This window comes from Ruegeria sp. R13_0 (assembly GCF_017743995.1).
Lineage (GTDB): Bacteria > Pseudomonadota > Alphaproteobacteria > Rhodobacterales > Rhodobacteraceae > Ruegeria.
The window spans coordinates 1-25,758 of the sequence record NZ_JAGHRB010000003.1; the positions used below are offsets into that span (position 1 = coordinate 1).

A 25,758-nucleotide genomic window follows, 5' to 3' on the forward strand; every position below is an offset into this window, starting at 1 on the left:
CCGCTGCCCCGCAACCATCCGCGCATGCGGCCCCGCCGCCCCCTCCGCCCGTTGAGCATGTATGGCATATCGCGGTGGACGGTCAGACCAGCGGACCGTTCTCGAAGGCCAAGATGGGGCGTATGGCGTCGGACGGAGAGCTGACGCGAGACACCCATGTCTGGACCGCTGGTCAGGATGGCTGGAAGAAAGCAGGCGAGGTGCAGGAGTTGGCGCAGTTGTTCACGATCCTGCCTCCGCCTCCGCCAAGTTCATAGCCTATGGTGATAGATGTCGCTCAATCCCCCTATGAAAAGCGAGAGATTCGGCGCGCAATAAATCTTTGCGCGATATCTGGATGGGTTGCAGTGGTCGGAATACCTTTGGCTTCTGAAATGCTGGTTCGCGGGTTTGATCCTACGCTGAAGTCGTTGTTCTTTCTATTCACGTTGATTGGCTTGCCTTTGTCCTTTCTCATTGCGTGGGTGTTAGTTGCGCCTGCCTTGCGCGTAGTATCGCAAAAGCCCATAGGTTATTTACGCGCCGCCAAATGGGGTATTGGAATTGGGTGTGGCTTGGTAGGAGTGAGCATCTTACTCGGGCGGCTTTTTGGTTGGTTTCAATCAATAAACCCAGATTTTAGTTCGACAATGGGAGGCAACGGGTCCGTTCGGTCGGTCGACGGCATATTGACACCTTACGGATGGTGGATACTCGCCCAAAACTCCGCGCAATTTGTTCTGTTATGCGCTTTGATTGCACTGCTAGTGCGTTGGCAGATCGGACCAGGGGCAAGAACTACATTCAGGACGGACGAATGACCGAAGAACACCGCTTTCCCTGCGACCAGTGCGGCGCAGACTACCGGTTCAACCCCGGCGATGGCACATTGACCTGCGACCATTGCGGCCACTCGGAACCCATTGGCGCGGGCCCATGGGGCGGTGCAAGCCTGCGCGAGCTGGATTTTGACACCGCTATCGCCGACCGTCTGCCCGACAGCGAGATTGAGGAAACGCGGGTTCTGTCTTGCCCGAACTGTGCCGCACAGGTCGAGTTTGACCCGAATACCCACGCCGCGGAATGTCCGTTCTGTGCCACGCCGGTGGTGACGGATACAGGCGTCAACAGGCATATCAAACCCAAAGGCATCCTGCCTTTTGCGCTGGATGAACGGTCCGCCCATAAGGCGATGGGGGATTGGCTTGGTCGGCTTTGGTTCGCGCCGAACGGGCTGAAGGACTATGCGCGCAAGGGCCGAAAAATGCAGGGCATTTACGTGCCCTACTGGACCTTCGACGCGGACACCAAATCCAGCTATCGCGGGGAGCGCGGCACCGTTTACTATGAAACGCGCACTGTTATGCGCGACGGGAAGCGAGTGCAGCAACAGGTAGCCAAAGTGCGCTGGAGTCCAAAATCCGGTCGCGTCGCGCGGTTCTTTGATGACGTTCTGGTGTTGGCGTCACGCTCTCTGCCCAAGAAATATACAGACTCGTTGGAGCCCTGGGATCTGCCCGCACTTGAACCCTACCAGCCGCAATACCTGGCGGGGTTCCGGGCCGAGGCGTATTCGGTCGAGTTACCCGATGGGTATTCCGAGGCGCGCGCGCACATGGCGCGGGTAATCGAGCGTGACGTGCGCTTTGACATCGGCGGCGACCGGCAGCGTATTCACGCGGTGGACACGGATGTGCGCGATGTGACGTTCAAGCATATCCTGCTGCCCATCTGGATGGCTGCCTATAAGTATCGCGGGCAAACCTATCGGTTTGTGGTCAACGGGCGCACTGGCCGGGTGCAGGGGGAACGACCGTGGTCTGCGATCAAGATAACCATTGCGGTGGTCCTCGGCCTGCTGGTGGCGGCGGGCGTGGGGTACGTGATGGCGACGTCGCAGGGCTGAGCCTACCAAAATCACACAGGCAAACGTTTTCCCGAATACGGGCAAGACGCTGGATGACAAGTGGGTCACCGACAGCTAAACCGACTGCTGAACGCATGCGATTTGGGGAGAGCGATGCGCGCAGTCTTACAACGGATATCAAGGGCGTCAGTCTCGGTAGATGGCGCTGTTGTCGGTCAATCGGGACCGGGACTGATGATTCTCGTATGCGCAATGCAGGGCGACAGCGAAGAGAACGCCTCGAAACTGGCGGCAAAAATCTCCAAGCTGCGAATTTTCAAGGATGACGCCGGTAAAATGAACCGGTCTGTTGTGGACATGGGCGGCTCGGCTCTGGTTGTCAGTCAGTTTACCCTTGCTGCGGATACGGCCAGCGGTAACCGGCCCGGATTTTCGCAGGCCGCTGCGCCGGATGTCGGGAAACACCTTTATGAAAGTTTTGCCAAGAACCTCGCGGCGTGCGGAATCGCGGTTGAGACAGGGCAATTTGGGGCCGACATGGCCGTTGAGCTGGTCAATGATGGGCCAGTGACAATCTGGATGGAGAATTGATGACCCGCGCTGAACAGGCAATCGCACTCTGGCAAGCCGGAGTCGCGGCGGTAGACGGATACACGGCGACCCGAAAAGCGCTCTCCGATGTTGCAAAACCGGATCGGATATTGGCCGTGGGCAAACCCGCGGCGGCGATGGCCCGAGCGGCATTGGATCATTTCGGAGACATCCCAACGCTGGTGGTCACCAAGGACGACCATGGGCGCGACCTGCCGGAGGGCGTCGACGTGATCGAGGCCTCACATCCCGTCCCGGATAGCCGCAGCCTTGCAGGCGGCCGGGCGCTACGCCTTGCGGTCGAGGCCATGCCAGCCGAGGCGCATTTGCTGCTGTTGGTGTCGGGCGGCGCGTCCTCGCTGGCTGAAGATTTGATAGGTGGCAAAACGCTTGAGGATCTGGAGGCGTTGAACAAAAAGCTGCTGTCCGAGGGGCTTGATATCACGGCAATGAACGCGGAACGGCGCAAGATTTCCCTGGTCAAGGGCGGAGGATTGCTGTCCCGGCTCAAAGGCCGAAAGGTCACGGTTCTGGCGATCTCGGACGTGCCGGGGGATGATCTGAACGTTATCGGCTCGGGCATCGGTGCGCTGCCTGAACAGGTCTCTTACGAGGCCGAAGCGCAGATCATTGCTTCGAACGCCCATGCTCGTGCGGCAGCCGCCGAAGCGGCCGCGGATGCGGGTCTGTCGGTGCTGGCCAATGAAGAAGCCCTGCATGACGACTATCAGGCTGTCGCCACAGCGCTCGGTGAGAAGCTGCGACAGATGGGATCAGGCGTCATGGTTTTTGGCGGCGAGCCGACTGTTGTGCTGCCCCCCAACCCCGGACAGGGTGGGCGCAATCAGGCACTGGCTCTGGCGCTGGCGCATGAGATTTCCGGCCTTGAAGGTATCACGGTCGTAGTCGGAGGAACCGACGGAACGGATGGCCCAACCAATGCAGCGGGCGGGGTCGTTTCTGGCTCAACTTGGGCCGAGGGCGCGGATGAGGCGCTGGCCGCCGCCAATAGTGGGGCCTTTCTGGAAAATGCAGGCGCTTTGCTGGTCACGGGGCCGACGGGGACCAATGTCATGGACCTGATTGTCGCAATTCGGGATTAGAATGACGGATTCTCCCGATACCGACCAAGGCAACCGATAGATCATTTTCGGCATAGCGGAGGACGCAAAGACAGGGCGCTATGACGGCTTTGATAAACACGGTATTGTCAGGCAAGGCACATTTGCGACACGGAATTCCACTTGCCCGACCCGCTGAAATGCGTCAACGTTGACTCACGCGTCAATAAAAAGCCCGAAAACGGGCGAACACAATCAACTGGGAGCTTCTGAATGAACGAACAACTCACTCACATGTCCAAACAGGTGACGGCAGGCAAACTGACCCGTCGCGAGTTCATGGGCAAAGCCGCCGCTCTTGGCGTTTCGGCAGCCGTGGCCAGCACGATGTTTGCCGACGCGGCCCGTGCAGCCGGCCCGAAAAAGGGTGGCGATCTGAAATTTGGCCTGCAGGGCGGCGAATCGACCAACTCGCTGGACCCGGCAACTTATGCAAGCTCGGTTCCGTTCCAGAACGGCAAACAGTTTGGCGACCAACTGGTCGAAGTTGCACCCGACGGCACGATCGAACCACGCCTTGCCGAAAGCGTCGAAGGCAGTGCAGACGCCAAGGTCTGGACCTTCAAGCTGCGTCAGGGGGTCGAGTTCCACAACGGCAAGACCATGACCAGCGAAGACGTGCTGAAAACCATGCAGCGCCACTCGAACGAAGACTCCAAGTCCGGTGCATTGGGCATCATGAAGGGCATCGAGTCGATGAAGGCCGATGGCGACAACTTCCAGGTCACCCTGTCCGAGCCCAACGCCGACCTTCCCTATCTGATGGCCGACTATCACCTGATCATTCAGCCGGATGGCGGTATGGAGGACCCGGCAGCCGGTATCGGTACAGGTCCCTACAAGCTGGAAGTTGATGAGCCCGGCGTCCGTCACCTGTTCACCAAGAACGAAAACCACTGGAACAGCGATTTCGGCAACTTCGACAGCGTCGAAGTGGTTGTCATCAACGACGCAACTGCCCGGACAGCCGCGCTGCAATCGGGTCAGGTTCACGCAGTGAACCGCGTCGAGCCCAAAGTTGCCGACCTGCTGGGCCGCGCGCCAAACCTGACTGTTCATTCGACCGCCGGTCGTGGCCACTATGTGTTCATCATGCATTGTGACACGGCTCCGTTCGACAACAACGAACTGCGCACGGCTCTGAAATACGCCATCAACCGCGCGGATCTGGTGGACAAAGTTCTGCGTGGCTATGGCTCGATCGGGAACGACATGCCGATTAACGCGGCCTACCCCCTGTTCGATGAGACTATCGAACAGCGTGAGTTCAGCGTTGAAAAAGCAGCCGAGCACTACAAGAAATCCGGTCACGATGGATCGCCGATCATTCTGCGCGTTGCAGATGGCGCCTTCCCGGGTGCTGTGGATGCGGCGGCGCTGTTCCAGCAAACCGCAGCTCAGGCAGGTATCCCGCTGGAAATCAAACGTGAACCCAATGATGGCTACTGGTCGGAAGTTTGGAACGTTCAGCCGTTCTGTGCCTCTTACTGGGGCGGTCGTCCGGTCCAGGACCAGATGTATTCGACCGCGTACCTGTCGAGCGCAGATTGGAACGACACGCGCTTCAAGGTTCAGGCCTTCGACGACTTGCTGTTCGCAGCGCGCGCCGAACTGGACGCGGAGAAACGCAAGGGTATCTACAGCCAGATGGGCCAGATGGTCCGCAACGAAGGCGGCTTGATTTGCCCGATGTTCAACGACTTTGTCGAAGGCATCAGCAACCAGCTGGACGGTTGGGAATCTGATCCGACGCAAGAGATGATGAACGGCAACATCTCACGCAAGATGTGGTTCGTGTAACTCGGGCAACGGATAATGCATCCTATCATCAAACTGGTTTCCCAGCGCCTTGCGCTGGGACTCCTATTGCTGCTCGGCGCTTCGGCTCTGATTTTTGGCCTGACCGAAGCCCTTCCCGGAGACGCCGCGCAAGCCGTCCTGGGGCAGTCCGCAACCCCTGAGGCCCTTGCCAACCTCCGAGAAGAGATGGGCCTGAACCGCCCTGCCCTAACCCGCTATTTCGAGTGGTTGGGTGGCATCGCGCAAGGCGATCTGGGGCAATCCCTCACCAACAAACTTGATATCTCCGAGAGCATCGGAAAACGCCTCGGCAATACGTTGTTCCTTGCTTGCGTCGCTGCGATCGTGTCCGTTCCGCTTGCGATTTTCCTGGGCCTTCTGGCCGTCCGGTTCCGCAATCGCTGGCCTGACAAGCTGATCTCGGCGATCACGCTGACAACCGTTTCAATCCCCGAGTTTCTGATCGGCTATGTGGTGATCTACTTTATCTCGGTCAAACTGGGTTGGTTCTCATCCCTGGCGATGATCAACGATTCCATGACATTCGGGCAGAAGCTGAATGCAATTGCCCTGCCGGCTTTCGTTCTGACGCTGGTGGTTCTGGCGCAAATGATGCGCATGACCCGCGCGGCCATTCTGAACCTCATGCAATCGGCCTATATCGAAACCGCCGAGCTTAAGGGTCTGAGCACCTTTCAGGTCATTGCACGCCATGCTTTCCCAAACGCGATTTCCCCGATCGTAAACGTTGTGATGCTGAACCTAGCCTATCTGGTTGTCGGCGTCGTCGTGGTCGAGGTTGTGTTCGTCTATCCCGGCATGGGGCAATATCTGGTGGATGCGGTGACCAAACGCGACGTGCCCGTCGTGTTGGCCTGTGGCGTTGTATTCGCGGCCGTCTATATCGGCCTGAACATGGTTGCCGATATCGTGTCGATCCTTGCCAATCCAAGACTGAGGCATCCGAAATGATAAAGAACATTCCTCTTTCGGCACTGATTGGCCTCTTGTTCACTGGCGCCTATTTCTTTGTGGCCATCGCGGCCCCCCTGATTGCGCCCTATGGAATGGCAGAAGTTGTCGGCGATGTGTGGGAGCCTGCCAGCGCCGAGCATCTGCTGGGTACGGACAACATCGGGCGGGACCTACTGACCCGCATGATCTATGGCGGGCGCACGACGATCTTCATCGCTGCCGCAGCCACGTTGCTCAGCTTTCTGACCGGTACATCTCTGGGTTTGCTGGCCGCCGTTCTTGGCGGATGGGCGGATCAGGCGCTTAGCCGGACTGTTGACCTGATCATGTCGATCCCGACCCTGATCCTGGCGCTGGTTATTCTGGCCATCGTTCCGGTGACCGTTCCGATCCTGATCCTTGTGATGGGCCTGCTGGACGCAACCCGCCCCTATCGACTGTCGCGCTCGGTCGCAGTGGACATCAACGTGATGGACTACGTCGAAGCCGCGAAACTGCGCGGTGAAGGGCGCACATGGGTTATCTTCCGGGAAATCCTGCCCAACGCTCTGTCGCCACTGGTGGCCGAGTTCGGTCTGCGGTTCATCTTCATGGTTCTGTTTATCTCGACCCTGTCCTTCCTGGGCCTGGGCGTGCAGCCGCCGCTGGCGGACTGGGGCGGCATCGTGAAGGAAAACAAGGACGGTATCGTCTATGGCATCGGTGCTGCCCTGTGGCCCGCCGTGGCTATCGCGACGCTGGCCATCTCGGTCAACCTTGTGGCTGACTGGGTTCTGAACCGCACCACATCGCTGAAAGGAGGCCGGGGATGAGCGACGATATCCTTCTCAAGGTCCGCGACCTCAAGATCGGCGCGACCGTCTATCCGCCGGGCGAAAAGCCCCATGACATCGAAATCGTGCATGGGGTCAGCTTTGACCTCGAACGCGGCAAGGTGTTGGGCCTGATCGGCGAATCCGGTGCCGGTAAATCCACCATCGGCCTGGCCTCAATGGCCTATGGCCGGGGTGGCGTGAAGATCACCGGCGGCGGGGTCTGGGTAAACGGGCGCGATATCCTCAAGACATCTCACGGGGATATCCGCAAGCTGCGTGGGGGTGAGGTCACCTATGTGTCCCAATCCGCTGCTGCGTCGTTCAACCCTGCCAAAAGGATCATGGATCAGGTCGTCGAAGCGGCGGTCGAGCAGAAGAAATTCACCCGCAAACAGGCCGAGGCCCGTGCGCGTGAACTCTTCGCCAAGCTGGGCCTGCCCGATCCGGACAATATCGGCAGTCGCTACCCGCACCAGGTTTCCGGTGGTCAGCTGCAACGCTGCATGACCGCGCTGGCCCTGTGCCCGGAACCTGATCTGGTGGTGTTCGACGAACCGACCACGGCCTTGGATGTGACCACCCAGATCGACGTTCTGATGGCGATTAAGGAAGCCATTGCAGATACTGGCGTCGCCGCGCTGTATATCACCCACGACCTTGCGGTTGTGGCGCAGGTCAGCGACGACATCATGGTTCTGCGGATGGGCGACACGGTCGAATACGGCAATACCGATCAGATCATCAACAACCCGCAGGAAGACTATACCAAGGCTCTGGTCTCGGTCCGGTCTATCGAGCATGAAGAGAAAAAGCCGACCTCAGAGCCAGTTCTTCAGGTCGACGGTATTACCGCACGCTACAAGGGTCTGAACTTCGATGTGCTGCACAACGTCAATGTTGAGCTCCATCCGGGGCAGACTTTGGCGGTTGTTGGCGAATCCGGCTCGGGGAAATCCACGCTGGCGCGTGTGATCACCGGCCTCCTGCCCGCACGCGAGGGTGAGATCACCTTCAACGGGCGCAAGCTGAGCTCGGATCTGAAGGGGCGCACGCGCGAAGACCTGCGAGAGCTGCAGATGATCTATCAGATGGCAGACACGGCGATGAACCCGCGTCAGACCGTCGGCACGATCATCGGCCGCCCGTTGGAGTTCTACTTCAACATGCGCGGGGCCGAGAAACGCAAACGCGTTGTCGAGCTGCTGGATGAGATCGAACTGGGCGAAAAGTTCATCGATCGCTATCCGGCTGAGCTGTCCGGTGGGCAGAAACAGCGTGTCTGTATCGCGCGGTCACTGGCGGCCAAGCCCAAGATGATCATCTGTGATGAGGTCACCTCGGCGCTGGACCCACTTGTGGCTGACGGCATCCTGAAGCTGCTGCTGGACCTGCAGAAGATCGAGGATGTGGCCTACCTGTTCATCACCCATGATCTGGCGACGGTCCGAGCGATCAGCGACAGCATCGCGGTGATGTATCAGGGTCGCGTCGCGCGCTATGGCTCGAAATCTCAGGTGCTTAGCCCGCCGTTCGACGACTACACTGACCTGCTGCTCAGCTCGGTCCCCGAGATGGAGCTTGGCTGGCTGGAAAAAGTCGTTGCCAACCGTAAGATGGAGGCGGCCGGGAACTGACCCCTGCCCCAGCCAATGCTATGAAATCCCGGCACGTGTCACAAACAGGTGTCGGGATTTTGCTATTTGGGGCGGGAATGGGCAGCCCAAGCGCAACGAATCTTCTAGGGTCGCCGGAAACACTCTCGAAAAGGGTCGGATCATGGACCGCAAACTCCTCCTCATCATTCTGGACGGCGTCCCGTGGCGTAACTTCCGCCGGTTGTTCGGCAATCTCGAAGGCTGGGTCGACTGCGGCGAGGCCCGCGTGTGGAAACTCCGCTCGGTCCTGCCATCGACCTCGGCCAGTTGCTATGCCTCGATCCACACCGGTGTGACCCCGCAGGAGCATGGTTGCACCGGCAACGGCAATGTCTTCCGCCTAAGCCACAAGGACGTGTTCAGCCAGGTCCGCGAGGCCGGAGGCGTGACCGGAGCCGTGACGCACAGCTATTGGTCGCAATTTTTCAACCGCCACCCGTTCGACTATGTGCGCGACGTGGAATATGACGAGCCGGACAGCAAGACCATCAATCACGGGCGGTTCCACAGCATGACCGGCTATGGCAAGGCCAACCAGATGACGCCCTGCGATGTCGATCTGTTTGCCACTCTGACGAACCTGTGCCTGCGCCATGGGTTGGACTATGGCATCCTGCACACCTGCACCTTGGACAGCATGGGCCATCGCTTCTTCCACGATTGCGAGGAAATGGACCACGCCTGTTTCGTGATGGATGAGATGCTGGCCCCTTTCATCCCGAACTGGCGCAAGCTGGGCTATGAGGTCATCGTCACCGCCGATCACGGGCAGGACGAACGCGGTCACCACGGCGGGCGCAGCCCGTTGCAACAGGAAACCGCGCTCTACTACTTTGGCGATGCAGAAGGCCCAGAGGCCGATACCGTGATCGACCAGCTACAGCTTGCCCCTACCATCCTGACCCGTATGGGCGCGCCGCTTGCGGACACGATGAAGGCCAAGCCCTTCCTGAGCTGATCAAAGCACTTCGCTGCCACATATGGCGGCAGGAATGTCCTGAACTTGGCAGGGCATTCCTTTTCTATACTGGACCCGATATGGGTTAGTCGTAGGACCAGATCCCCTGCCCCAGCGCCTCAATGGCGATGGAAATCCGTTCAAAACTATCTGCCGCGCGCTTGACCGAGGTTCGGGCGCGCAGATAGCCATGGACGAGGCCGGGTTCGTTGATCCATTCTGCCCGTCCTCCGGCGGATTGGATCGCAGCGCAATAATCTGATCCATCATCCCTGAGAGGGTCGCAATCGGCGGTGATGACAACGGTCGGTGGCAAGCTCGAGAAGTCGGTGTCCTGAAGCGGGGCAAAACTTGGATCACCGCTCGGGGCTGGCCCTCCGCATCTGACGGTTTCGTAGAACTTAATATCCTCAAGCGTCAGCAACGGCGCATGCGCGTGTTTGATATACGAACCTTTGGACGTGTCGCCGCCCAGCCCGGGGTAGATCAGGACCTGCCCCAAGATGTTCTCTAGCCGACCCCGCGCGTGGTGAGCGACAGATGCGGCCAGATTGCCCCCTGCACTGTCACCGGCCAGAATCATCGGGTCGCCAAATTCGTCCGCCGCCCAGTTTGTAGCAGTCCAACAGTCCAGAAATTGCGCCGGATGCACGTGTTCGGGGCACAGGCGGTAGTCTACGGCGACAACTCGGTATCCGGTCTGTGCGCAAATCTCGGCGCAGACATCATCGTGGCTATCCAGCCCCCCAACGACGAAACCGCCGCCATGGAAATAGACGACGGTTCGTGTCGGTTGCCCCGCGGCATAGATACGGACCGGCACGCCATTGGCAGACAGGTCCTGCACCTCTACCCCTTCGGGCCGTGGCTGGCGAAAGTCCTGACACATCGCGTCATAGACCTTGCGCTGGTCTTCGATTGACAGATCCACCGCATCGTCAGGATAGCTTTCCGACGTGCGTCTTATGAACGCCCAAGTTTCCTCATCAATCAGACGTTCATAATCCATGTTCCCTCCCGGTTAGGCTGCCCACTCCCACGGCCGGGTGTACGCGCCCAGCACTTTGCTGACATCGTCCTCGGATGTGCCGTTCGCGTCAAGCTGCGCGACAAGGCCACGCTTTTTGTCGTCGATGACCGAGACGACACGGGCATCAACGCCAGCTTGCTCAAGCGCGCCATTGTAGATCCGGGTGATCGCTTGCTTGCGCAGATCCGGTTTGAACACCTTACCAACCGCGGTCTTGGGCAATTCGGTCAGGATTGTCATGTGCTTGGGCTGAGCCGCGCGCTCATGGACATGGACCTTACAGAACTCCATCAGCGCCTCTTCGGTGACCGAGGCCCCATCGACCAGTTCTACGAATGCGCAAGGCACCTCACCGGAATGGGCGTCGGGCTGACCAATGGCACCTGCGAAGGCCACCGCCTCGTGCCCCAGCAAGGCCTCTTCGATCTCTGCGGGGTCAATATTGTGGCCGCCACGAATGATCAGGTCCTTGGCGCGACCGGTGATCCAGAGGTACCCGTCCTCATCAAAGCGACCCAGATCGCCTGTGCGCAGATACTTGTCGTAGTGGTACAGGTTCTCGTTCTTGTCGGTTTCGGTATAGGTATTGCCTGCGAATACACCGGGGTTTGAAACGCAGATTTCGCCAATCTCATCCACCGCGCATTCCTTTGGACCGTCCGGGCCGTCCTGCAGGATTTTGACATCCGTGTAGGGGAAGGGAATACCGATCGAGCCGATCTTTTTCTCTCCATCTACCGGGTTGCACGAGACAAGGCAGGTGGCCTCGGTCAGGCCATAGCCTTCGACGATGGTCACACCTGTTGCCTCTTCGAACCGCCGGAACAGTTCCACCGGCAGCGGGGCCGAGCCGGAGAACGCCGTTTTCACCGAGGAAATATCAGCATCCACCGGACGCTGCATCTTGGCCGAGATCGCCGTGGGCACAGTGATGATGAAACTGACCTTCCAGCGTTCGATCAGCTTCCAGAAATTGTCGAACACGCCATCGCCGCGATAGCCCTGAGGTGTCGGGAAGATCACATGAGCGCCCGAGGACACAGCCGCCATCATGATCACATGCACGGCAAAGACGTGGAACATCGGCAGCGGGCACATGATGACATCGTTTTCGTCAAACAGCAGCGTATTGCCCAGCCAACCATTGTAGATCAGGCCCGAATATTTGTGCTGCGCCACCTTCGGCATGCCGGTCGTGCCGCCTGTGTGGAAGTAACAGGCCACCCGGTCCTCGGTGCTGTCTGCGAAGGTCAGGGTTTTGGGCTGCTTGGCCAGTTCCTGATTGAAGTTCTTGTAATCCGCATGTGCGAGCTTTTCCTTGTCGCCCATTTTAGGGCGCAGGAAGGGCACGATCCAGGATTTCGGCGGCGTCAGATATCGGTTCAGGTCAATCTCGAGAATGGTGTTGACCTTGGGTGCATGGCGCACGGCCTCTTCCACCTTCTGAGCCACATCCGTTTTCGGGAAAGATTTGAGCGTGACGACAACCTTGGCACCTGTCTCGCGCAGGATGGCGGCGATCTGTTCCGGCTCGAGCAGCGGGTTGATCGGATTTACGATGCCTGCGACGGCACCGCCCATCAGGGTCACCAGCGTCTCGTTACAATTGGGCAGGACGTAGGCCACCACATCGTTTTCGCCGATCCCGAGCGAGCGGAACAGGTTGGCCGCCTGATTGACCTGCCCCAGAAGGTTGGACCATGTCAGCGTTTCGGCCTTGTCATTGGGACCCGAAAACAGCTGAAAACTGACCGCGTTGTGGTTTGGAAATTTCTCTGCCGTGCGCGATAGCAGCTGGTGGAACGTCACCGGCAGATTGCGGTCCTCCCACGTCATTTCCTGTTCAATACGCGCTTTGTCTTCCTTGCCAACAAAGGCCATGTGGCTCCTCCCATTTTTGTAACCTCCCGCGCGCCACACGCGGAGTGATCTTATCTCAGATGGGATCACAACCTTGGCGGCGCAAGCAAGGGCTTAGCGAGGGAAAAATACAAAATGTAGAATGACGCTGCGGCGAAACAGCGGTTGCCCAAAGGTCAATTTACTCTGCTGCGACGCCGTCAGTGAACTGAAGACGGGCCAAACGCGCATAAAGGCCCCCTTGCGCCACCAGATCGTCATGGGTGCCTTGGGCGACGATGCGACCGGCCTCCAGCACTACAATGCGATCTGCCTTTTTCACTGTTGCCAGCCGGTGCGCCACGATCAGTGTCGTGCGCCCGGCGCGCATCTGATCAACCGCGCCCTGAACGGCCCGCTCGCTTTCCGCATCCAGCGCCGAGGTCGCCTCGTCCAGCAACAGAACCGGCGCATCCCGCAAAATGGCGCGGGCAATGGCGATCCGCTGTTTCTGACCGCCGGACAGCATCACTCCCCGTTCGCCGACGAAACTGTCATAGCCTTCCGGGAGTGCCGCGATGAACTCATGCGCGGCAGCGGCCCGTGCCGCGGCCTCGACCTCGGCGTCCGAAGCATCTAGACGGCCAAAGCGGATATTGTCACGGGCCGAGGCGGCAAAGATCACCGGATCCTGCGGGACTAGAGCCATATGCTGGCGGAAATCTGCCCGGTTCAGGTTTTGCAGATCCATCCCATCCAGCATCACGCGCCCCGAGTTCGGGTCGTAGAACCGCTGGAGCAGCTGAACCACCGTTGTTTTTCCTGCGCCCGAGGGGCCAACGAAGGCAACCGTCTCGCCGGGATTGACCTGCAGACTGAGCTTGTCCAGCGCCACCACATCGGGCCGCGCAGGATAGCGGAAGGTGACCTCTTCGAACTTGATCTCTCCGCGCACCGGTTGCGGCAACGGTTTTGCTTGAGACGGGTCGATCACCGTGTCTTCGGCATTCAGCAGCTCAACCAACCGTTCAGTGGCCCCTGCAGCACGCTGAAGTTCGCTCCAGATCTCGGACAAGGCAGCGACGGAGCCTGCCATGATGACCGAGTAGATGACGAACTGGATCAAAACCCCTTCGGTCATGACTCCATTGCGCACGTCATTGGCCCCCATCCACAGCACTCCAACGATGCCTGAGAAGACCAGAAAGATTACGATGACCGTCAGAATGGCCCGCGTCTGAATACGCCGAAGCGAAACAACATAGGAGGTCTCGGTCATGTCGCCGAATTGCTGGCGGCTTGCGCGTTCGTGGGTGAAAGCCTGCACGGTCTGGACCGCCCCCAGCGCCTCGCCCGCGTTGCCCGATGAGGCCGCGATCCAGTCTTGATTCTCGCGACTGATTGCGCGCAGCCTGCGCCCCAGCACCAGGATAGGCACCACAACCACCGGGATCAGCAGCAGAACCAGCGCTGTCAGCTTGGCCGAGGTCAACAGCATCAGCACCAACCCTCCGACGAACATCAGCAGGTTGCGCAGGGCAATCGAGACAGATGACCCGATCACCGATTGAATCAGCGTCGTGTCGGTGGTGATCCGGCTGAGGACCTCTCCGGTCATGATGCGTTCGTAGAACTCGGGGCTCATGCCAATCACACGGTCAAAGACGGCCTTGCGGATATCGGCGACCACGCGTTCGCCCAGACGGGTAACAAGCGCGTAGCGGATGCCTGTGCCCACGGCGAGAATACCGGCAATGCCCAGCGCGGCCAGGAAGTACCAATCCAGCAGCTCTCCGTCCTGAATGCGGAAGTTGTCCACCACGCGACGCACGGCCAAGGGCAAGGTCAGCGTCATGCCAGCCGTCAGGACCAGCGCCAGTGTCGCCCCCAGCATCAGCAGGCGATACGGCTTCATGAACGGCCAAAGCGACGCCAAGACGCCCAGCTTTTTTGAGCCTGCTCTTTCTTCGCTGGCGCCCGGCGCGGATGCGGTGGTCGTGCTGGCTGTCTGTCTCGCCATGTGCGGCCCTTGTTTCTTCAATGCTGAGTTGCTGTTTCTTGGCGATACTGGCCCGCAGGGTCAAGGCCGCGCGCAAAATGCCCAAAGGACCGGGCCATTTGACGCAGAGATGTAGGGCTGAGTTGGAGCGGGTAGACGGAATCGAACCGACATAGCCTGCTTGGAAGGCAGGGGCTTTACCATTAAGCTATACCCGCTCAGCGTTTGGGTTGAGTAATCCAAGCATCTGGGGGCGTCAAGAACCGAAATCACGCCGGGCGTGCATTTCCTTGGGGCGGCTTTGTCAGATATCCTCGCCCGGCGGCTCGAGCGCGCCGCCGGGTTCCAGCAAGGCTCGCTCGGATAGCCATGGGTTCAGCTCAAGGGCCGCAGTCAGGGCGGTGCGGGCCTCATCCAACCGCCGCAGACCCAATAACGTCAAAGCACGGCCGCTCATGGCCGCGATGTGATTTGGGGATAGCTCGAGTGCCCGATCCAGATCAACCAAAGCTGAGGGGAAGTCTTGCCGCAGGAAATTGACGAAGGCACGTTGGTTGTACCCTTCGGCATAGTCCGGGCAGTAGACCACCAGCGCGTCCAGCTCCTGCAAAGCGCCCAGAAGATCCGATGCCTCGCGCCGCGCCATGCCACGATCCAACAGCGTCTGAGCGCGCAGATCGGGGGCGTCGGTCCATAACTCCCACATCTGGTTGGAGATCCCGCGCGCCTCAGACTGCGACTCGGCCTGCTGAATTTGTGCAATCAGCGCGCCCATTCCTTCCGAATGGTCCGGTGCAGACGGGCAGGATTGCGCCAAAGCGGGAGTTATGAGCCAAAGGGCAATGACAGGGCCTATGAACGTGCGGGTCATAGACCAAGTGTGACGCGCAATCCGCTTTGGTCAAGTTTCGCGGTCGAGGCCGCCCAGCAAACCGGTTTCCTTCACCGCCTCCATCGCAACAAAGGTCGAGGTGTTGGCGACATGCGGCAGGGATGAGATCTTCTCGGCCAGCACCGCGCGATATTCCGACATCGACCCGGTGCGCACCTTCAGCAGATAGTCGAAATTGGACGCGATCATATGGGCTTGTTCGATCTCGGCGATCTTGCGAACAGCGGCATTGAACTCGGCCAGCGCTTTTTCCCGCGTGTCGGTCATGCGCACCTCGACAAAGGCCACGTGATCCAGCCCCAACCGGATCGGATCCAGCATCGCCCGGTATCCCGTGATCACGCCGTCGGCCTCAAGCCGCTTCAACCGCGCCTGAGTCGGCGATTTCGACAACCCGATCCGCCGCGCCAGATCCGCGACCGAGATGCGCCCGTCTTCGGCCAGAGCCTGCAGAATCGCGCGATCAAAGCGGTCGAGGTTTGGAAAGTCCATTTGCATCGCCATACCGTAAGAAATCAGTTTATTTGACCTCTGTATGGCAAAACTCGGTCCGTTGTCCCGGAAAATTGCGTGTACACTGACTAAAACGCCCGGAGGAACCATGTCTCACAGCCTGCGCACATCCATCGACACCTACGCCTATGCCGATCAATCGACCGTTCTGCAGGCATTGACCGACCAGGCCGCCCTGTCGGAAGCGGACCGTAGCGCCATCTGCGATGCGGCGGCCCAGCTGGTCCGCGATATCCGGTCCAGCACATCGCCCGGAATGATGGAGGTGTTTCTGGCTGAATACGGCCTGTCCACCGACGAAGGTGTGGCGCTGATGTGCCTGGCCGAGGCGCTGCTGCGGGTGCCCGATGCAGACACGATTGATGCGCTGATCGAAGACAAGATCGCGCCCTCGGACTGGGGTAAACATTTGGGACAGTCCTCATCCTCGCTGGTCAACGCCTCGACCTGGGCCTTGATGCTGACCGGCAAGGTGTTGGATGAGGGCAAAGCCTCTCCCGTCAGTGCCCTGCGCGGGGCGATCAAAAGGCTGGGTGAGCCGGTCATCCGCACCGCCGTGGGACGCGCGATGAAAGAGATGGGGCGTCAGTTCGTTCTGGGCGAGACCATTCAATCGGCCATGGATCGCGCCAGCGGGATGGAGGCCAAGGGCTACACCTACTCCTACGATATGCTGGGCGAAGCGGCCCGGACCGAGGCCGACGCCGCCCGCTATCACCTGTCCTATTCTCGCGCCATCGCCGCCATTGCCGGGGCGTGTACCCATGAAGATATCCGCGCCAATCCCGGCATATCGGTCAAGCTGTCTGCCCTGCATCCGCGCTATGAACTGGCGCAAGAGGCGCGGGTCATGGATGAGCTTGTCCCCCGCCTACGCGCGCTGGCCTTGCTGGCCAAGGCGGCCGGTATGGGCCTGAATGTGGATGCTGAGGAGGCCGACCGGCTGTCCCTGTCGCTGCAAGTGATCGAGGAGGTGATGGCCGAGCCCGCCTTGGCCGGTTGGGATGGGTTCGGCATCGTCGTGCAGGCTTACGGCCCGCGCGCCGGGCTGGTTCTGGATACGCTTTACGACATGGCTCAACGCCATGATCGCAAGCTGATGGTGCGGCTGGTCAAAGGCGCCTATTGGGATACGGAGATCAAGCGCGCGCAGGTCGAAGGGGTCGATGGCTTCCCCGTTTTCACCCACAAGGCTGCAACGGATGTGTCCTATATCGCCAATGCCCGCAAGCTGTTGGGTATGACCGACCGGATCTATCCGCAATTTGCCACGCACAACGCCCACACCGTCAGCGCGATCTTGCATATGGCCGAGGGGCAGCCGTTCGAGTTCCAGCGCCTGCACGGGATGGGCGAAACGCTGCACGGGCTGGTTCTGGACACGCACAAAACCCGCTGCCGCATCTACGCGCCGGTCGGGGCGCATCGCGATTTGCTGGCCTATCTGGTCCGGCGTCTGTTGGAGAACGGTGCGAACTCATCCTTCGTGAACCAGATTGTGGATGAGGCCGTCCCACCCGAAGAGGTCGCCACTGATCCGTTCACCGCGATTGAGACACCGCCCGCGCCTCTGCCCACCGGGCCAGAGCTGTTTTTGCCCGAGCGTCCCAACTCCAAGGGCTTTGATCTGCACCACACACCGACGCTGGACCAGATCGACGCAGCGCGGGATCGGTTCCAAGCAACTGATTGGCGCGCGGAGCCTTTGCTGTCCGAGGACGCGAAACCCATGGCTGAAGAGCCGGTGATTAACCCGGCCAAACCACAGGACAAGCCCGGCACAGTTGCGGCGACCAGTACTGCCGATGTGGAGCTTGCCCTGGCCTCGGCCAGCCCATGGCAAGCCCCGGCAGAGCAACGCGCCAAAGCTCTGAACGCAGCCGCCGATCTGTATGAGGCTCATTTCGGTGAGCTCTTCGCCCTTCTGGCACGCGAGGCGGGGAAATCTCTGCCCGACGCGGTTGCCGAGTTGCGCGAAGCGGTAGATTTCCTGCGCTACTACGCGGCGAATATTCCCGATGCCAAACCGGCCGGGATTTTCACCTGTATCAGCCCGTGGAACTTCCCCCTCGCGATTTTCACCGGACAGATTTCGGCGGCTTTGGCAACCGGCAACGCCGTCCTCGCCAAACCCGCGCCGCAGACGCCTCTGATCGCGCACCGAGCGGTGCAGCTGTTGCACGAGGCCGGAGTTCCTCGCGATGTACTACAATTACTGCCCGGCGGACCGGAGGTCGGGGCGGCGCTGACCTCGGACGCGCGCGTCTCGGGCGTGGCGTTCACCGGATCGACGGCGACAGCATTGAAAATCCGCTCGGCCATGGCGCAGAACATGCGGCCCGGTACGCCGCTCATCGCTGAGACGGGCGGTTTGAACGCGATGATCGTGGACAGTACGGCGCTGCCGGAACAGGCGGTGCAGTCCATCATCGAAAGCGCGTTTCAATCAGCTGGTCAGCGTTGCTCGGCCCTGCGCTGTCTCTATCTGCAAGAGGATATTGCCGAGGATGTTTTGACCATGCTCAAAGGCGCGATGGAGGCGCTGCAGGTCGGCGATCCGTGGCTGATCTCAACCGATTGCGGGCCAGTAATTGACGAAGCCGCGCGTCAGGGAATCGCGGACCATGTCGCGAAAGCCCGTTCAGAAGGCCGGGTTCTGAAAGAACTCAACACGCCGCCCGAGGGGACATTCATTGCCCCCACCCTGATCGAAATTGGCGGCATCGCCGATCTGGAACGCGAGATTTTCGGCCCGGTTCTGCATGTCGCCCGATTCAAAGCGCAAGAGATCGACGCGGTGATAGCCGACATCAACGCCACCGGCTACGGGCTGACCTTCGGCCTGCACACCCGCATCGACGACCGTGTCCAGCATGTGACCGAGGCGATCCATGCAGGCAATGTTTATGTGAACCGCAACCAGATCGGCGCCATCGTGGGATCTCAGCCCTTCGGAGGTGAGGGGCTTTCAGGCACTGGTCCCAAAGCGGGTGGGCCGAACTACATGGCCCGGTTCTGCGCTCCGGATCGTCAGAGCACCTCAGAGACATGGCAGGCAACTGCGGATTTGCCCGCGCCGAAAGGGCAACCGGCCCCGGTTCGCACCCAAACCCTGCCCGGACCAACAGGGGAATCAAACCGGTTGTCTGAATTTGCGCGGCCTCCGCTATTGTGCCTTGGCCCCGGCGAGAGCGCTGCGCGCACTCAGGCAGATGCGGTTCTGGCCTTGGGCGGCACGGCGATTGAGGCAACGGGCATGCTCGACCTGCATCGTCTGGAGAACCTGACCGGCTTCGCGGGCGTTCTGTGGTGGGGAGACGAGGAGATCGCCCGTCAGATCGAACAGCATCTGGCGCGGCGCGACGGGCCGATCCTGCCCATGATCCCCGGCCTGCCGGATCGTACGCGGGTGCTGGCGGAACGCCATGTCTGCGTCGACACGACAGCGGCGGGCGGCAATGCGGCGCTGTTGGGTGGTGCGGCATAGCCTGACCTTGACGCTGGGCGCGGAAAAGCCCAGCGTCGCGCCATGTTTCCGATCCGAGATCACAACCCCTCGGGGCGCACGCCCTATGTTGTCTACGCTCTGATGGCGGCGAATATCCTGATCTTTGTCAGCTATGTCGGGATCATGGACAACGCACGGGTGCTTCAGCAGTTCTATTTCGACTACGCGATCATTCCCGCCCGCAGCGCCGAGGGGCTGGCGCCAGAAACCTTCGTGACCTCGATGTTCCTGCATGGCGGCTGGATGCATCTGGCGGGCAACATGCTGTTTCTTTGGGTTTTCGGCGATAATCTGGAAGACGAAATGGGCCACCTGCCCTTTCTGCTGTTCTACCTTGTCGCCGGGATCGGAGCCGGGCTGATCCATGTGATCACCGCACCCGACTCGGTCGTGCCCACAATCGGAGCCTCCGGGGCGATTGCGGGCGTGATGGGCGGGTACCTGCTGCTTTTCCCAAAAGCCCGCGTGGATATTCTGCTGATCCTGATCGTCTATTTCCGGGTCTTTACCATCCCGGCCTTCGTGATGCTCGGGGTCTGGTTGGGCCTGCAGTTTTTCGGCAGTCTTTCCAGCAACCCCGACGAGGGCGGCGTTGCCTATTGGGCCCATACCGGTGGGTTCGTCGTGGGGCTGATCGTGTGCATCCCGCTCTGGCTGAAACGCGGAGGGCCAGCGTATTGGGACCACACGCACGGCCACCCGCCTCACCCCGAGACGAAATACAAGCTGTCGCAATCCCGCATCCCGCGCGTGCCGCGCAGGTAAACGCGTTTAAAGCGTTTTGCGTTTTACCTGAGGCAAAGTGGTCGAAATGCGCGTTCAACCGAAGGGAGAGGCAGCGTAGTTCGATTCAAATCAAACGCAAAGCGATCTAGCCCCGGATGACCTTGGCAAAGCTGTCAAAAATTGGCTCGTTGGCGCAGATGACCTCGCCATCTTCCAGAATGGTGCCTTCGGGATTCAAGGGCTGAACCAGACCACCGGCCTCTTTCACGATGATGATACCTGCCGCCAGATCCCAAGCGTTCAGGCGACGCTCCCAGAAGCCCTCGTAGCGACCCGCGGCGACATAGGCCATGTCCAGTGCAGCAGCGCCCCACCGACGCACACCGGCACATGTGGGCATCAGGCGCGCCAGATCTTGCAGCGTGGCGGGCAGATCCGAGCGACCGCCAAAGGGCAGACCGGTCGAGAAAACCGACTCGATCATACGGTGACGGCCCGAGACACGGATACGCATATCATTCATCCACGCACCTTCGCCCTTTTCGGCAAAAAACATCTCATCCTTGGCGGCGTCGTAGATCACCCCGGCGACGATCTTGCCTTTGTGCTCCAGCGCGATCGAGATCGCCCAGTGCGGCAACCCGTGCAGGAAGTTGGTGGTGCCGTCCAGCGGATCGACGATCCAACGGCGGGTCGGATCCTCGCCGTCAATCGCGCCGCCCTCTTCGGCCAGCCAGCCATAGGTCGGACGCGCGCCCAGCAGTTCATCTTTCAGGATGGCTTCAGCGGCGATATCGGCCTTGGACACAAAATCGCCCGCGCCTTTCATCGACACCTGCAGGTTCTCGACTTCACGGAAATCCTTGACCAGAGACCGCCCCGCCTTGCGCGCGGCTTTGATCATGATGTTGAGATTTGCACTGCCAACCATTGTGAAAAGGCTCCTGTCCGGTCAAACCGCGCGTATACTGATGCAATGCGCCCTTGCCAAGAGGAATGATGCGCATAGCAGACCTTAGCAAAACGCCGTTACTGCGCCTGCAACTTCCGCGCCTCGTCCCGTGCCAGTTTGACCAGCTCCTGCACGAAGGGTTTTTCCAGATCTTCAGAGCGGACAGCGGCATAGAGACGACGGGTGATCCCTTCTTTCGTCAGCGGGCGGGTGACGTAATCCGAGTTGTACTTAACCTCACGCACGACCCAATCCGGCAGGACAGAAATTCCCCGATTTGAGGCGACAAGCAGCAGGATCACGGCTGTCAGTTCGACCTGACGGATGCTGGCCGGTTCAACCCGCGCCGGGATCAGCAACTGGCTGAACACGTCCAGACGCGTGCGCTCGACCGGATAGGTGATCAGGGTCTGACCGCGAAAATCCTCAGCCTCGATGAAGTCTTTCTCGGCCAGCGGATGGGAAGATGCAGCGACGAACACCGGGTTATAGTCGAACAACTCCACGAACTCGACACCCGGCAGGTCTTCAGGGTCGGAGGATACAACCAGATCAACCTCTTCCTTTTGCAAGGCAGGTAGCGCGTCAAAGGCCAAACCGGGGCGAATATCCACGTCGACATCGCCCCAGGATTTCCGAAAGGACTCCAGCACCGGAAACAGCCATTCGAAACAGGCGTGGCATTCAATCGCAATATGCATCCGACCCGTGCGGCCATCGCGCAGGGATGAGAATTCATGCTGCGCGGCCTCGACCTGAGGCAGAATCTGCTCGGCCAATCGCAACAGTCGCAGACCCGCCGCCGACAGCTTCATCGGCTTGGACCGACGCAGGAACAGTTCCACCCCGGCCTGATCCTCCAGCCCTTTGATCTGATGGCTCAGCGCCGATTGGGTGATGTTCAGTTGATCGGCCGCACGCGCAAGACCGCCACAGTCATGGATCGCCTTGATGGTGCGCAGGTGCCGGAATTCGATATGCATCTGAAGTGGAGCTCATGTTGTTCTTGAGGAATATGAGTTTGTCTCACAATGCAAGCCATGCGACAAGACCCTCAATTGATCCTGAGAGGCTGCGATGACCAAACCTGAAATCTCATTCGAGTTTTTTCCACCCAAAACGCTGGAGGCCTCATTCCGGCTGTGGGATACGGTGCAGACGCTGGCCCCTCTGGAGCCCCGTTTCGTTTCTGTCACCTATGGCGCGGGAGGCACCACGCGAGAGTTGACACGCGATGCCGTGGCAACGTTGCATAAGTCATCAGGCCTGCCGGTTGCGGCGCATTTGACCTGTGTTGATGCCTCGCGTCAGGAAACGCTGGAGATTGCAGACACCTTCGCCCGTGCCGGTGTAGAGAACATCGTCGCATTGCGGGGCGATCCGCCGAAGGGTCAGGACAGGTTTGTCCCTCACCCCGAAGGTTTTGCCAACTCTGTTGAATTGATCGAGGCCCTCGCAGAAACCGAGATGTTCAGCATTCGCGTCGGCGCTTATCCCGACATTCACCCCGAAGCACGGGATACGCGCGCAGATATCGACTGGCTCAAGGCCAAGCTGGACGCGGGCGCCGATGAGGCGCTGACGCAGTTTTTCTTCGAGGCCGAAACCTTCTTCCGGTTCCGTGATGCCTGTGCCAAAGCCGGGATCGACAAGCCGATCGTGCCGGGCATCCTGCCGATCGAAAACTGGAAAGGCGCGCGCGCCTTTGCCCAGCGCTGCGGCACTCGGATACCCGATTGGGTCGATCACGCCTTTGAAAAAGCCCTTCGCGATGATCGCGAGGATCTGCTGGCTACGGCCCTTTGCACCGAGCTGTGTTCGGACCTACTGGAGGGCGGCGTCGACAAGCTACACTTCTACACCCTGAACCGGCCCGAGCTGACCCGCGACGTGTGCTTCGCCCTTGGGATCACCCCGAAAGCCGAACTGCAGAACGTCGCCTGATCCCTGTCGACAAAGACGAAATGCCCGCGCCATCCGAAAGCGCGGGCATTTTGCTTTGCTGGTGGAACAATGTCTGCACGGCCAGATCATTGTCCCCCGCAACTCGTTCAATCTTGAGAAGAATTTGACAAAATCGTGACCGTGCTCAAACTGGTCTCGTGTACGTTAATGAGTGTTTTTGAGTATGAAACCTGTCGATAAGATCGCAGCGCGAAACAGCGCGCTGGCGGACCTTGGGTTGTCGCCCTCTGCCAGTTCCGACGAAATCCGCGAAGCCTGGCGTAATATTGCCTTCCGCGCGCATCCCGACCATATGCCAGGGGATTGCGAAGACTTCTCGCGCGCCAAGACTGCCTATGACTTTCTGCGCAAACAAGGGTTGGGCGCAAAATGCGCGTCGGGTCCGCAGATGCCGAAACGGCCGCGCCTCAAAAAGCGCGTGATCGAGTTGCCGCCCGAAGACATCTCCGCCTGCAAATCCATGCTGAACCCGACGCAAGCACTGCCGCATATGGCAGGTTCGCCATCGCCTCGGGACACAGATGTCGAAACGGCCGCATCAGACCATGTGCCCGATGCCGTCGGATGCTATGGTCGCCACCTGACCTTTTTCGTGGCGACACCGGTCACCGAAGGCGCGAACCGCATCGCCCTTCCGACCTCGGTGCTGAGCAACAGACGGCATGTCGAGACCGAGATTCTGAGCTTCAAGTCCAACAACGCCGGCCCGGGTGAGGTGGTGATTCCCGACACGATTTGCGAACGCAAGTTTCCGGGGGCAAAGAGTGTCCGTATCAGGTTCGAAGCCGATCAGCACATGATCGACGAATTCTGGCTGGCCGGATAGCCCGCCAGAGAAAAGCCCGGCTCAGTGGGGGGGAGCCGGGCTTGAATTTCTTCACGACAGTGTCTGCAATCAGTTGCTGACCGGACCTTCCGAGGTGAATTTCGGGATCACGCTGGTCGATGCGTCTGCGCTTTCGATACCGGGCCAGTTGCCTTCGGCCAGGTTGATGTTGCCGGGGATGTCCTCTTCAAAGAAGCCTACAACAACGTCGGTGATGTTCAGGTACAGCTTGTCATCAACGATGCGCCACAGGTTCGGGTTTGCCGGAACCTTGCCGCCTTTTGAGACGCCATAGGCGCAATGCCCGTCATACTGAGGTGCATAGTAGGCAGGGTTCTCAAGAAACTTGTCGCGGTTCTCTTCCGATGCAAAGGCCCAGGTTGCGCCGTTGTATTCCGCCGTGATGTCGGCATTGCCGCGCACACCTGCTGGCTGCGACGTCCCGACCGGTGCCTGATCAAGGCCGCGATAGGCGACAACATCATAGCCAGAGACCGCAAATCCGGTTCCGTCGACATATTGGGGGCCTGCAAAAGCCGGAATTGCCAGAGCCATGGCCGCAGCAAAAGACAGGGCAAAACGTTTCATGTGGTCATTCCTTTTTCGTGTATCGGGGGTGCCGTTTGGCTGACACCACAGACAATAAGCGATTCTGAGGCGCTTCGTAGGCCCGCTCGCGCCGGTGTGACCATCAACGAGATTTCGTGAGAGAATTATTACAGTTTCCCGCGTCAAGCGGGGTTGGACTCGGCGATTTGCAACATTAGCTGTTAGCGCATCGGCTTTGCAGCCCTGCGATTGGCAAGAAAGGCATCAGATGAGCGATCAATCCACTTACACTCCCCCCAAAGTCTGGACCTGGGACAGCGAAAGCGGCGGGCGCTTCGCCAATATCAACCGCCCCATCGCCGGAGCAACCCATGACAAGGACTTGCCCATCGGCCGCCACCCCATGCAGCTCTATTCGCTGGCCACGCCAAATGGCGTCAAAGTGACAGTCATGCTCGAAGAACTTTTGGCGCTGGGTCACGAAGAAGCCGAATACAATGCGTGGCTGATCAATATCGGCGAAGGGGACCAGTTCAGCTCGGGCTTTGTCGAGGCGAACCCGAACTCGAAAATCCCGGCGCTCTGGGATCGGTCAGGTGATGAACCAGTGCGCGTTTTTGAGAGCGCCTCAATCCTGTTCCATCTGGCCGAAAAATTCGGAGCGTTCCTGCCCGAGGCAGGCCCGGAGCGGACCGAAGTGATGAACTGGGTGTTCTGGCAGATGGGCAGCGCGCCTTATCTGGGCGGCGGGTTTGGACATTTCTACGCTTACGCGCCCGAGAAATGGGAGTACCCGATCAACCGCTTCGCCATGGAGGCCAAGCGCCAGCTGGATGTGCTGGACCGTCAACTGGCCGAAAACACCTATATCGCGGGCGAGGATTACTCGATTGCGGATATGGCAATCTGGCCCTGGTATGGGCAGCTGGTTCTTGGGCGTCTCTATGATGCTGCCGAGTTCCTCGATGTGGAATCCTATGAAAACGTCATGCGTTGGGCCAAGGCGATTGACGCGCGTCCGGCCGTAAAGCGGGGCCGCATGGTCAACCGCGCGTTTGGCGAGCCGCACACGCAGCTTCATGAACGTCATGAGGCCAGCGATTTTGGTACCCGCACGCAGGACAAGCTGGAAGCGGCGGCGGATTAATCTCTTCGAGGTTCCTTCGAAACATTTGGCGCGGTGCAAAAGACTGCACCG

Annotated in this window: 22 protein-coding genes and 1 tRNA gene; 14 read left to right on the forward strand and 9 right to left on the reverse strand. The window is 59.7% G+C overall.

Annotated elements, in window-relative coordinates:
* The 9 genes from J7394_RS04365 to J7394_RS04405 form a co-directional block, all read left to right on the forward strand.
* The coding region (locus tag J7394_RS04365) for a DUF4339 domain-containing protein (protein WP_209251245.1) at positions 1–257 on the forward strand (257 nt) is incomplete at its 5' end.
* A 539-nt stretch (positions 258–796) separates the two neighbouring features.
* Positions 797–1,885 (forward strand): TFIIB-type zinc finger domain-containing protein, encoded by a 1,089-nt coding sequence (locus J7394_RS04370; protein WP_209251247.1) that lies wholly within the window; start codon positions 797–799, stop codon positions 1,883–1,885.
* Positions 1,886–1,999: 114 nt separating this feature from the next.
* Positions 2,000–2,437 carry a D-aminoacyl-tRNA deacylase gene (dtd, locus tag J7394_RS04375; protein ID WP_209251249.1) on the forward strand — a complete coding sequence of 146 codons (438 nt, stop codon included), beginning with the start codon at positions 2,000–2,002 and terminating at the stop codon, positions 2,435–2,437.
* Positions 2,437–3,540 (forward strand): DUF4147 domain-containing protein, encoded by a 1,104-nt coding sequence (locus tag J7394_RS04380; protein ID WP_209251251.1) that lies wholly within the window; start codon positions 2,437–2,439, stop codon positions 3,538–3,540. The genes dtd and J7394_RS04380 overlap by 1 nt, the downstream gene beginning before the upstream one ends.
* A gap of 231 nt (positions 3,541–3,771) precedes the next feature.
* Entirely contained in the window at positions 3,772–5,358 is a 1,587-nt protein-coding gene (locus tag J7394_RS04385; RefSeq protein ID WP_209251253.1) for an ABC transporter substrate-binding protein, read from the forward strand.
* A 15-nt stretch (positions 5,359–5,373) separates the two neighbouring features.
* Positions 5,374–6,330 carry an ABC transporter permease gene (locus J7394_RS04390; protein WP_170374804.1) on the forward strand — a complete coding sequence of 319 codons (957 nt, stop codon included), beginning with the start codon at positions 5,374–5,376 and terminating at the stop codon, positions 6,328–6,330.
* Positions 6,330–7,145 carry an ABC transporter permease gene (locus tag J7394_RS04395; RefSeq protein WP_209251607.1) on the forward strand — a complete coding sequence of 272 codons (816 nt, stop codon included), beginning with the start codon at positions 6,330–6,332 and terminating at the stop codon, positions 7,143–7,145. Before J7394_RS04390 ends, J7394_RS04395 begins: the two co-directional genes overlap by 1 nt.
* Positions 7,142–8,782 (forward strand): ABC transporter ATP-binding protein, encoded by a 1,641-nt coding sequence (locus J7394_RS04400; RefSeq protein WP_209251255.1) that lies wholly within the window; start codon positions 7,142–7,144, stop codon positions 8,780–8,782. Before J7394_RS04395 ends, J7394_RS04400 begins: the two co-directional genes overlap by 4 nt.
* A 142-nt stretch (positions 8,783–8,924) precedes the next feature.
* The gene (locus J7394_RS04405; protein ID WP_209251257.1) at positions 8,925–9,761 is read left to right on the forward strand and encodes an alkaline phosphatase family protein; all 837 of its coding nucleotides are present in this window, start codon (positions 8,925–8,927) and stop codon (positions 9,759–9,761) included.
* 85 nt (positions 9,762–9,846) lie between these two features.
* Here the strand turns inward: J7394_RS04405 and J7394_RS04410 are convergent, their stop codons facing one another.
* The 6 genes from J7394_RS04410 to J7394_RS04435 form a co-directional block, all read right to left on the reverse strand.
* Positions 9,847–10,770: an alpha/beta hydrolase gene (locus J7394_RS04410; protein WP_209251259.1), complete on the reverse strand. Its 924-nt coding sequence runs from the start codon at positions 10,768–10,770 to the stop codon at positions 9,847–9,849.
* Between the two features lie 12 nt (positions 10,771–10,782).
* Positions 10,783–12,672 (reverse strand): acyl-CoA synthetase, encoded by a 1,890-nt coding sequence (locus J7394_RS04415; RefSeq protein WP_209251261.1) that lies wholly within the window; start codon positions 12,670–12,672, stop codon positions 10,783–10,785.
* A 160-nt stretch (positions 12,673–12,832) separates the two neighbouring features.
* On the reverse strand, positions 12,833–14,650 hold the full coding sequence (locus J7394_RS04420; protein ID WP_209251263.1) for an ABC transporter transmembrane domain-containing protein: 1,818 nt from the start codon (positions 14,648–14,650) through the stop codon (positions 12,833–12,835).
* A 123-nt stretch (positions 14,651–14,773) separates the two neighbouring features.
* Positions 14,774–14,847, reverse strand: a tRNA-Gly gene (locus J7394_RS04425).
* A gap of 86 nt (positions 14,848–14,933) precedes the next feature.
* Entirely contained in the window at positions 14,934–15,500 is a 567-nt protein-coding gene (locus J7394_RS04430; protein WP_209251265.1) for a tetratricopeptide repeat protein, read from the reverse strand.
* Between the two features lie 30 nt (positions 15,501–15,530).
* Complete coding sequence (locus J7394_RS04435) at positions 15,531–16,019, reverse strand: Lrp/AsnC family transcriptional regulator (RefSeq protein ID WP_209251609.1); 489 nt, start codon at positions 16,017–16,019, stop codon at positions 15,531–15,533.
* A 103-nt stretch (positions 16,020–16,122) separates the two neighbouring features.
* Here J7394_RS04435 and putA point away from each other — a divergent pair, with 103 nt between their 5' ends.
* Complete coding sequence (putA, locus tag J7394_RS04440) at positions 16,123–19,521, forward strand: bifunctional proline dehydrogenase/L-glutamate gamma-semialdehyde dehydrogenase PutA (RefSeq protein ID WP_209251266.1); 3,399 nt, start codon at positions 16,123–16,125, stop codon at positions 19,519–19,521.
* Positions 19,522–19,563: 42 nt separating this feature from the next.
* Positions 19,564–20,307, forward strand: coding sequence for a rhomboid family intramembrane serine protease (locus J7394_RS04445; RefSeq protein WP_209251267.1), 744 nt, complete (start codon positions 19,564–19,566; stop codon positions 20,305–20,307).
* Positions 20,308–20,413: 106 nt separating this feature from the next.
* Here J7394_RS04445 and J7394_RS04450 read toward each other — a convergent pair whose 3' ends face one another.
* Together J7394_RS04450 and J7394_RS04455 are read right to left on the reverse strand one after the other, a co-directional pair.
* Entirely contained in the window at positions 20,414–21,199 is a 786-nt protein-coding gene (locus J7394_RS04450) for an inositol monophosphatase family protein (protein ID WP_209251268.1), read from the reverse strand.
* Positions 21,200–21,297: 98 nt separating this feature from the next.
* Positions 21,298–22,203: a LysR family transcriptional regulator gene (locus tag J7394_RS04455; RefSeq protein WP_170468211.1), complete on the reverse strand. Its 906-nt coding sequence runs from the start codon at positions 22,201–22,203 to the stop codon at positions 21,298–21,300.
* Positions 22,204–22,297: 94 nt separating this feature from the next.
* Here J7394_RS04455 and metF point away from each other — a divergent pair, with 94 nt between their 5' ends.
* Both metF and J7394_RS04465 read left to right on the forward strand, forming a co-directional pair.
* The gene (gene metF / locus J7394_RS04460; protein ID WP_209251269.1) at positions 22,298–23,164 is read left to right on the forward strand and encodes a methylenetetrahydrofolate reductase [NAD(P)H]; all 867 of its coding nucleotides are present in this window, start codon (positions 22,298–22,300) and stop codon (positions 23,162–23,164) included.
* Between the two features lie 184 nt (positions 23,165–23,348).
* Positions 23,349–24,011 (forward strand): J domain-containing protein, encoded by a 663-nt coding sequence (locus J7394_RS04465; RefSeq protein WP_209251270.1) that lies wholly within the window; start codon positions 23,349–23,351, stop codon positions 24,009–24,011.
* A gap of 69 nt (positions 24,012–24,080) precedes the next feature.
* On the opposite strand, the gene J7394_RS04470 is transcribed toward J7394_RS04465, so the two are convergent.
* Positions 24,081–24,599: a YHS domain-containing (seleno)protein gene (locus J7394_RS04470; RefSeq protein WP_170460640.1), complete on the reverse strand. Its 519-nt coding sequence runs from the start codon at positions 24,597–24,599 to the stop codon at positions 24,081–24,083.
* A gap of 229 nt (positions 24,600–24,828) precedes the next feature.
* Between J7394_RS04470 and yghU the strand changes: the two genes are divergently transcribed.
* On the forward strand, positions 24,829–25,707 hold the full coding sequence (gene yghU / locus J7394_RS04475) for a glutathione-dependent disulfide-bond oxidoreductase (RefSeq protein WP_209251271.1): 879 nt from the start codon (positions 24,829–24,831) through the stop codon (positions 25,705–25,707).
* Positions 25,708–25,758: the final 51 nt, after the last annotated feature.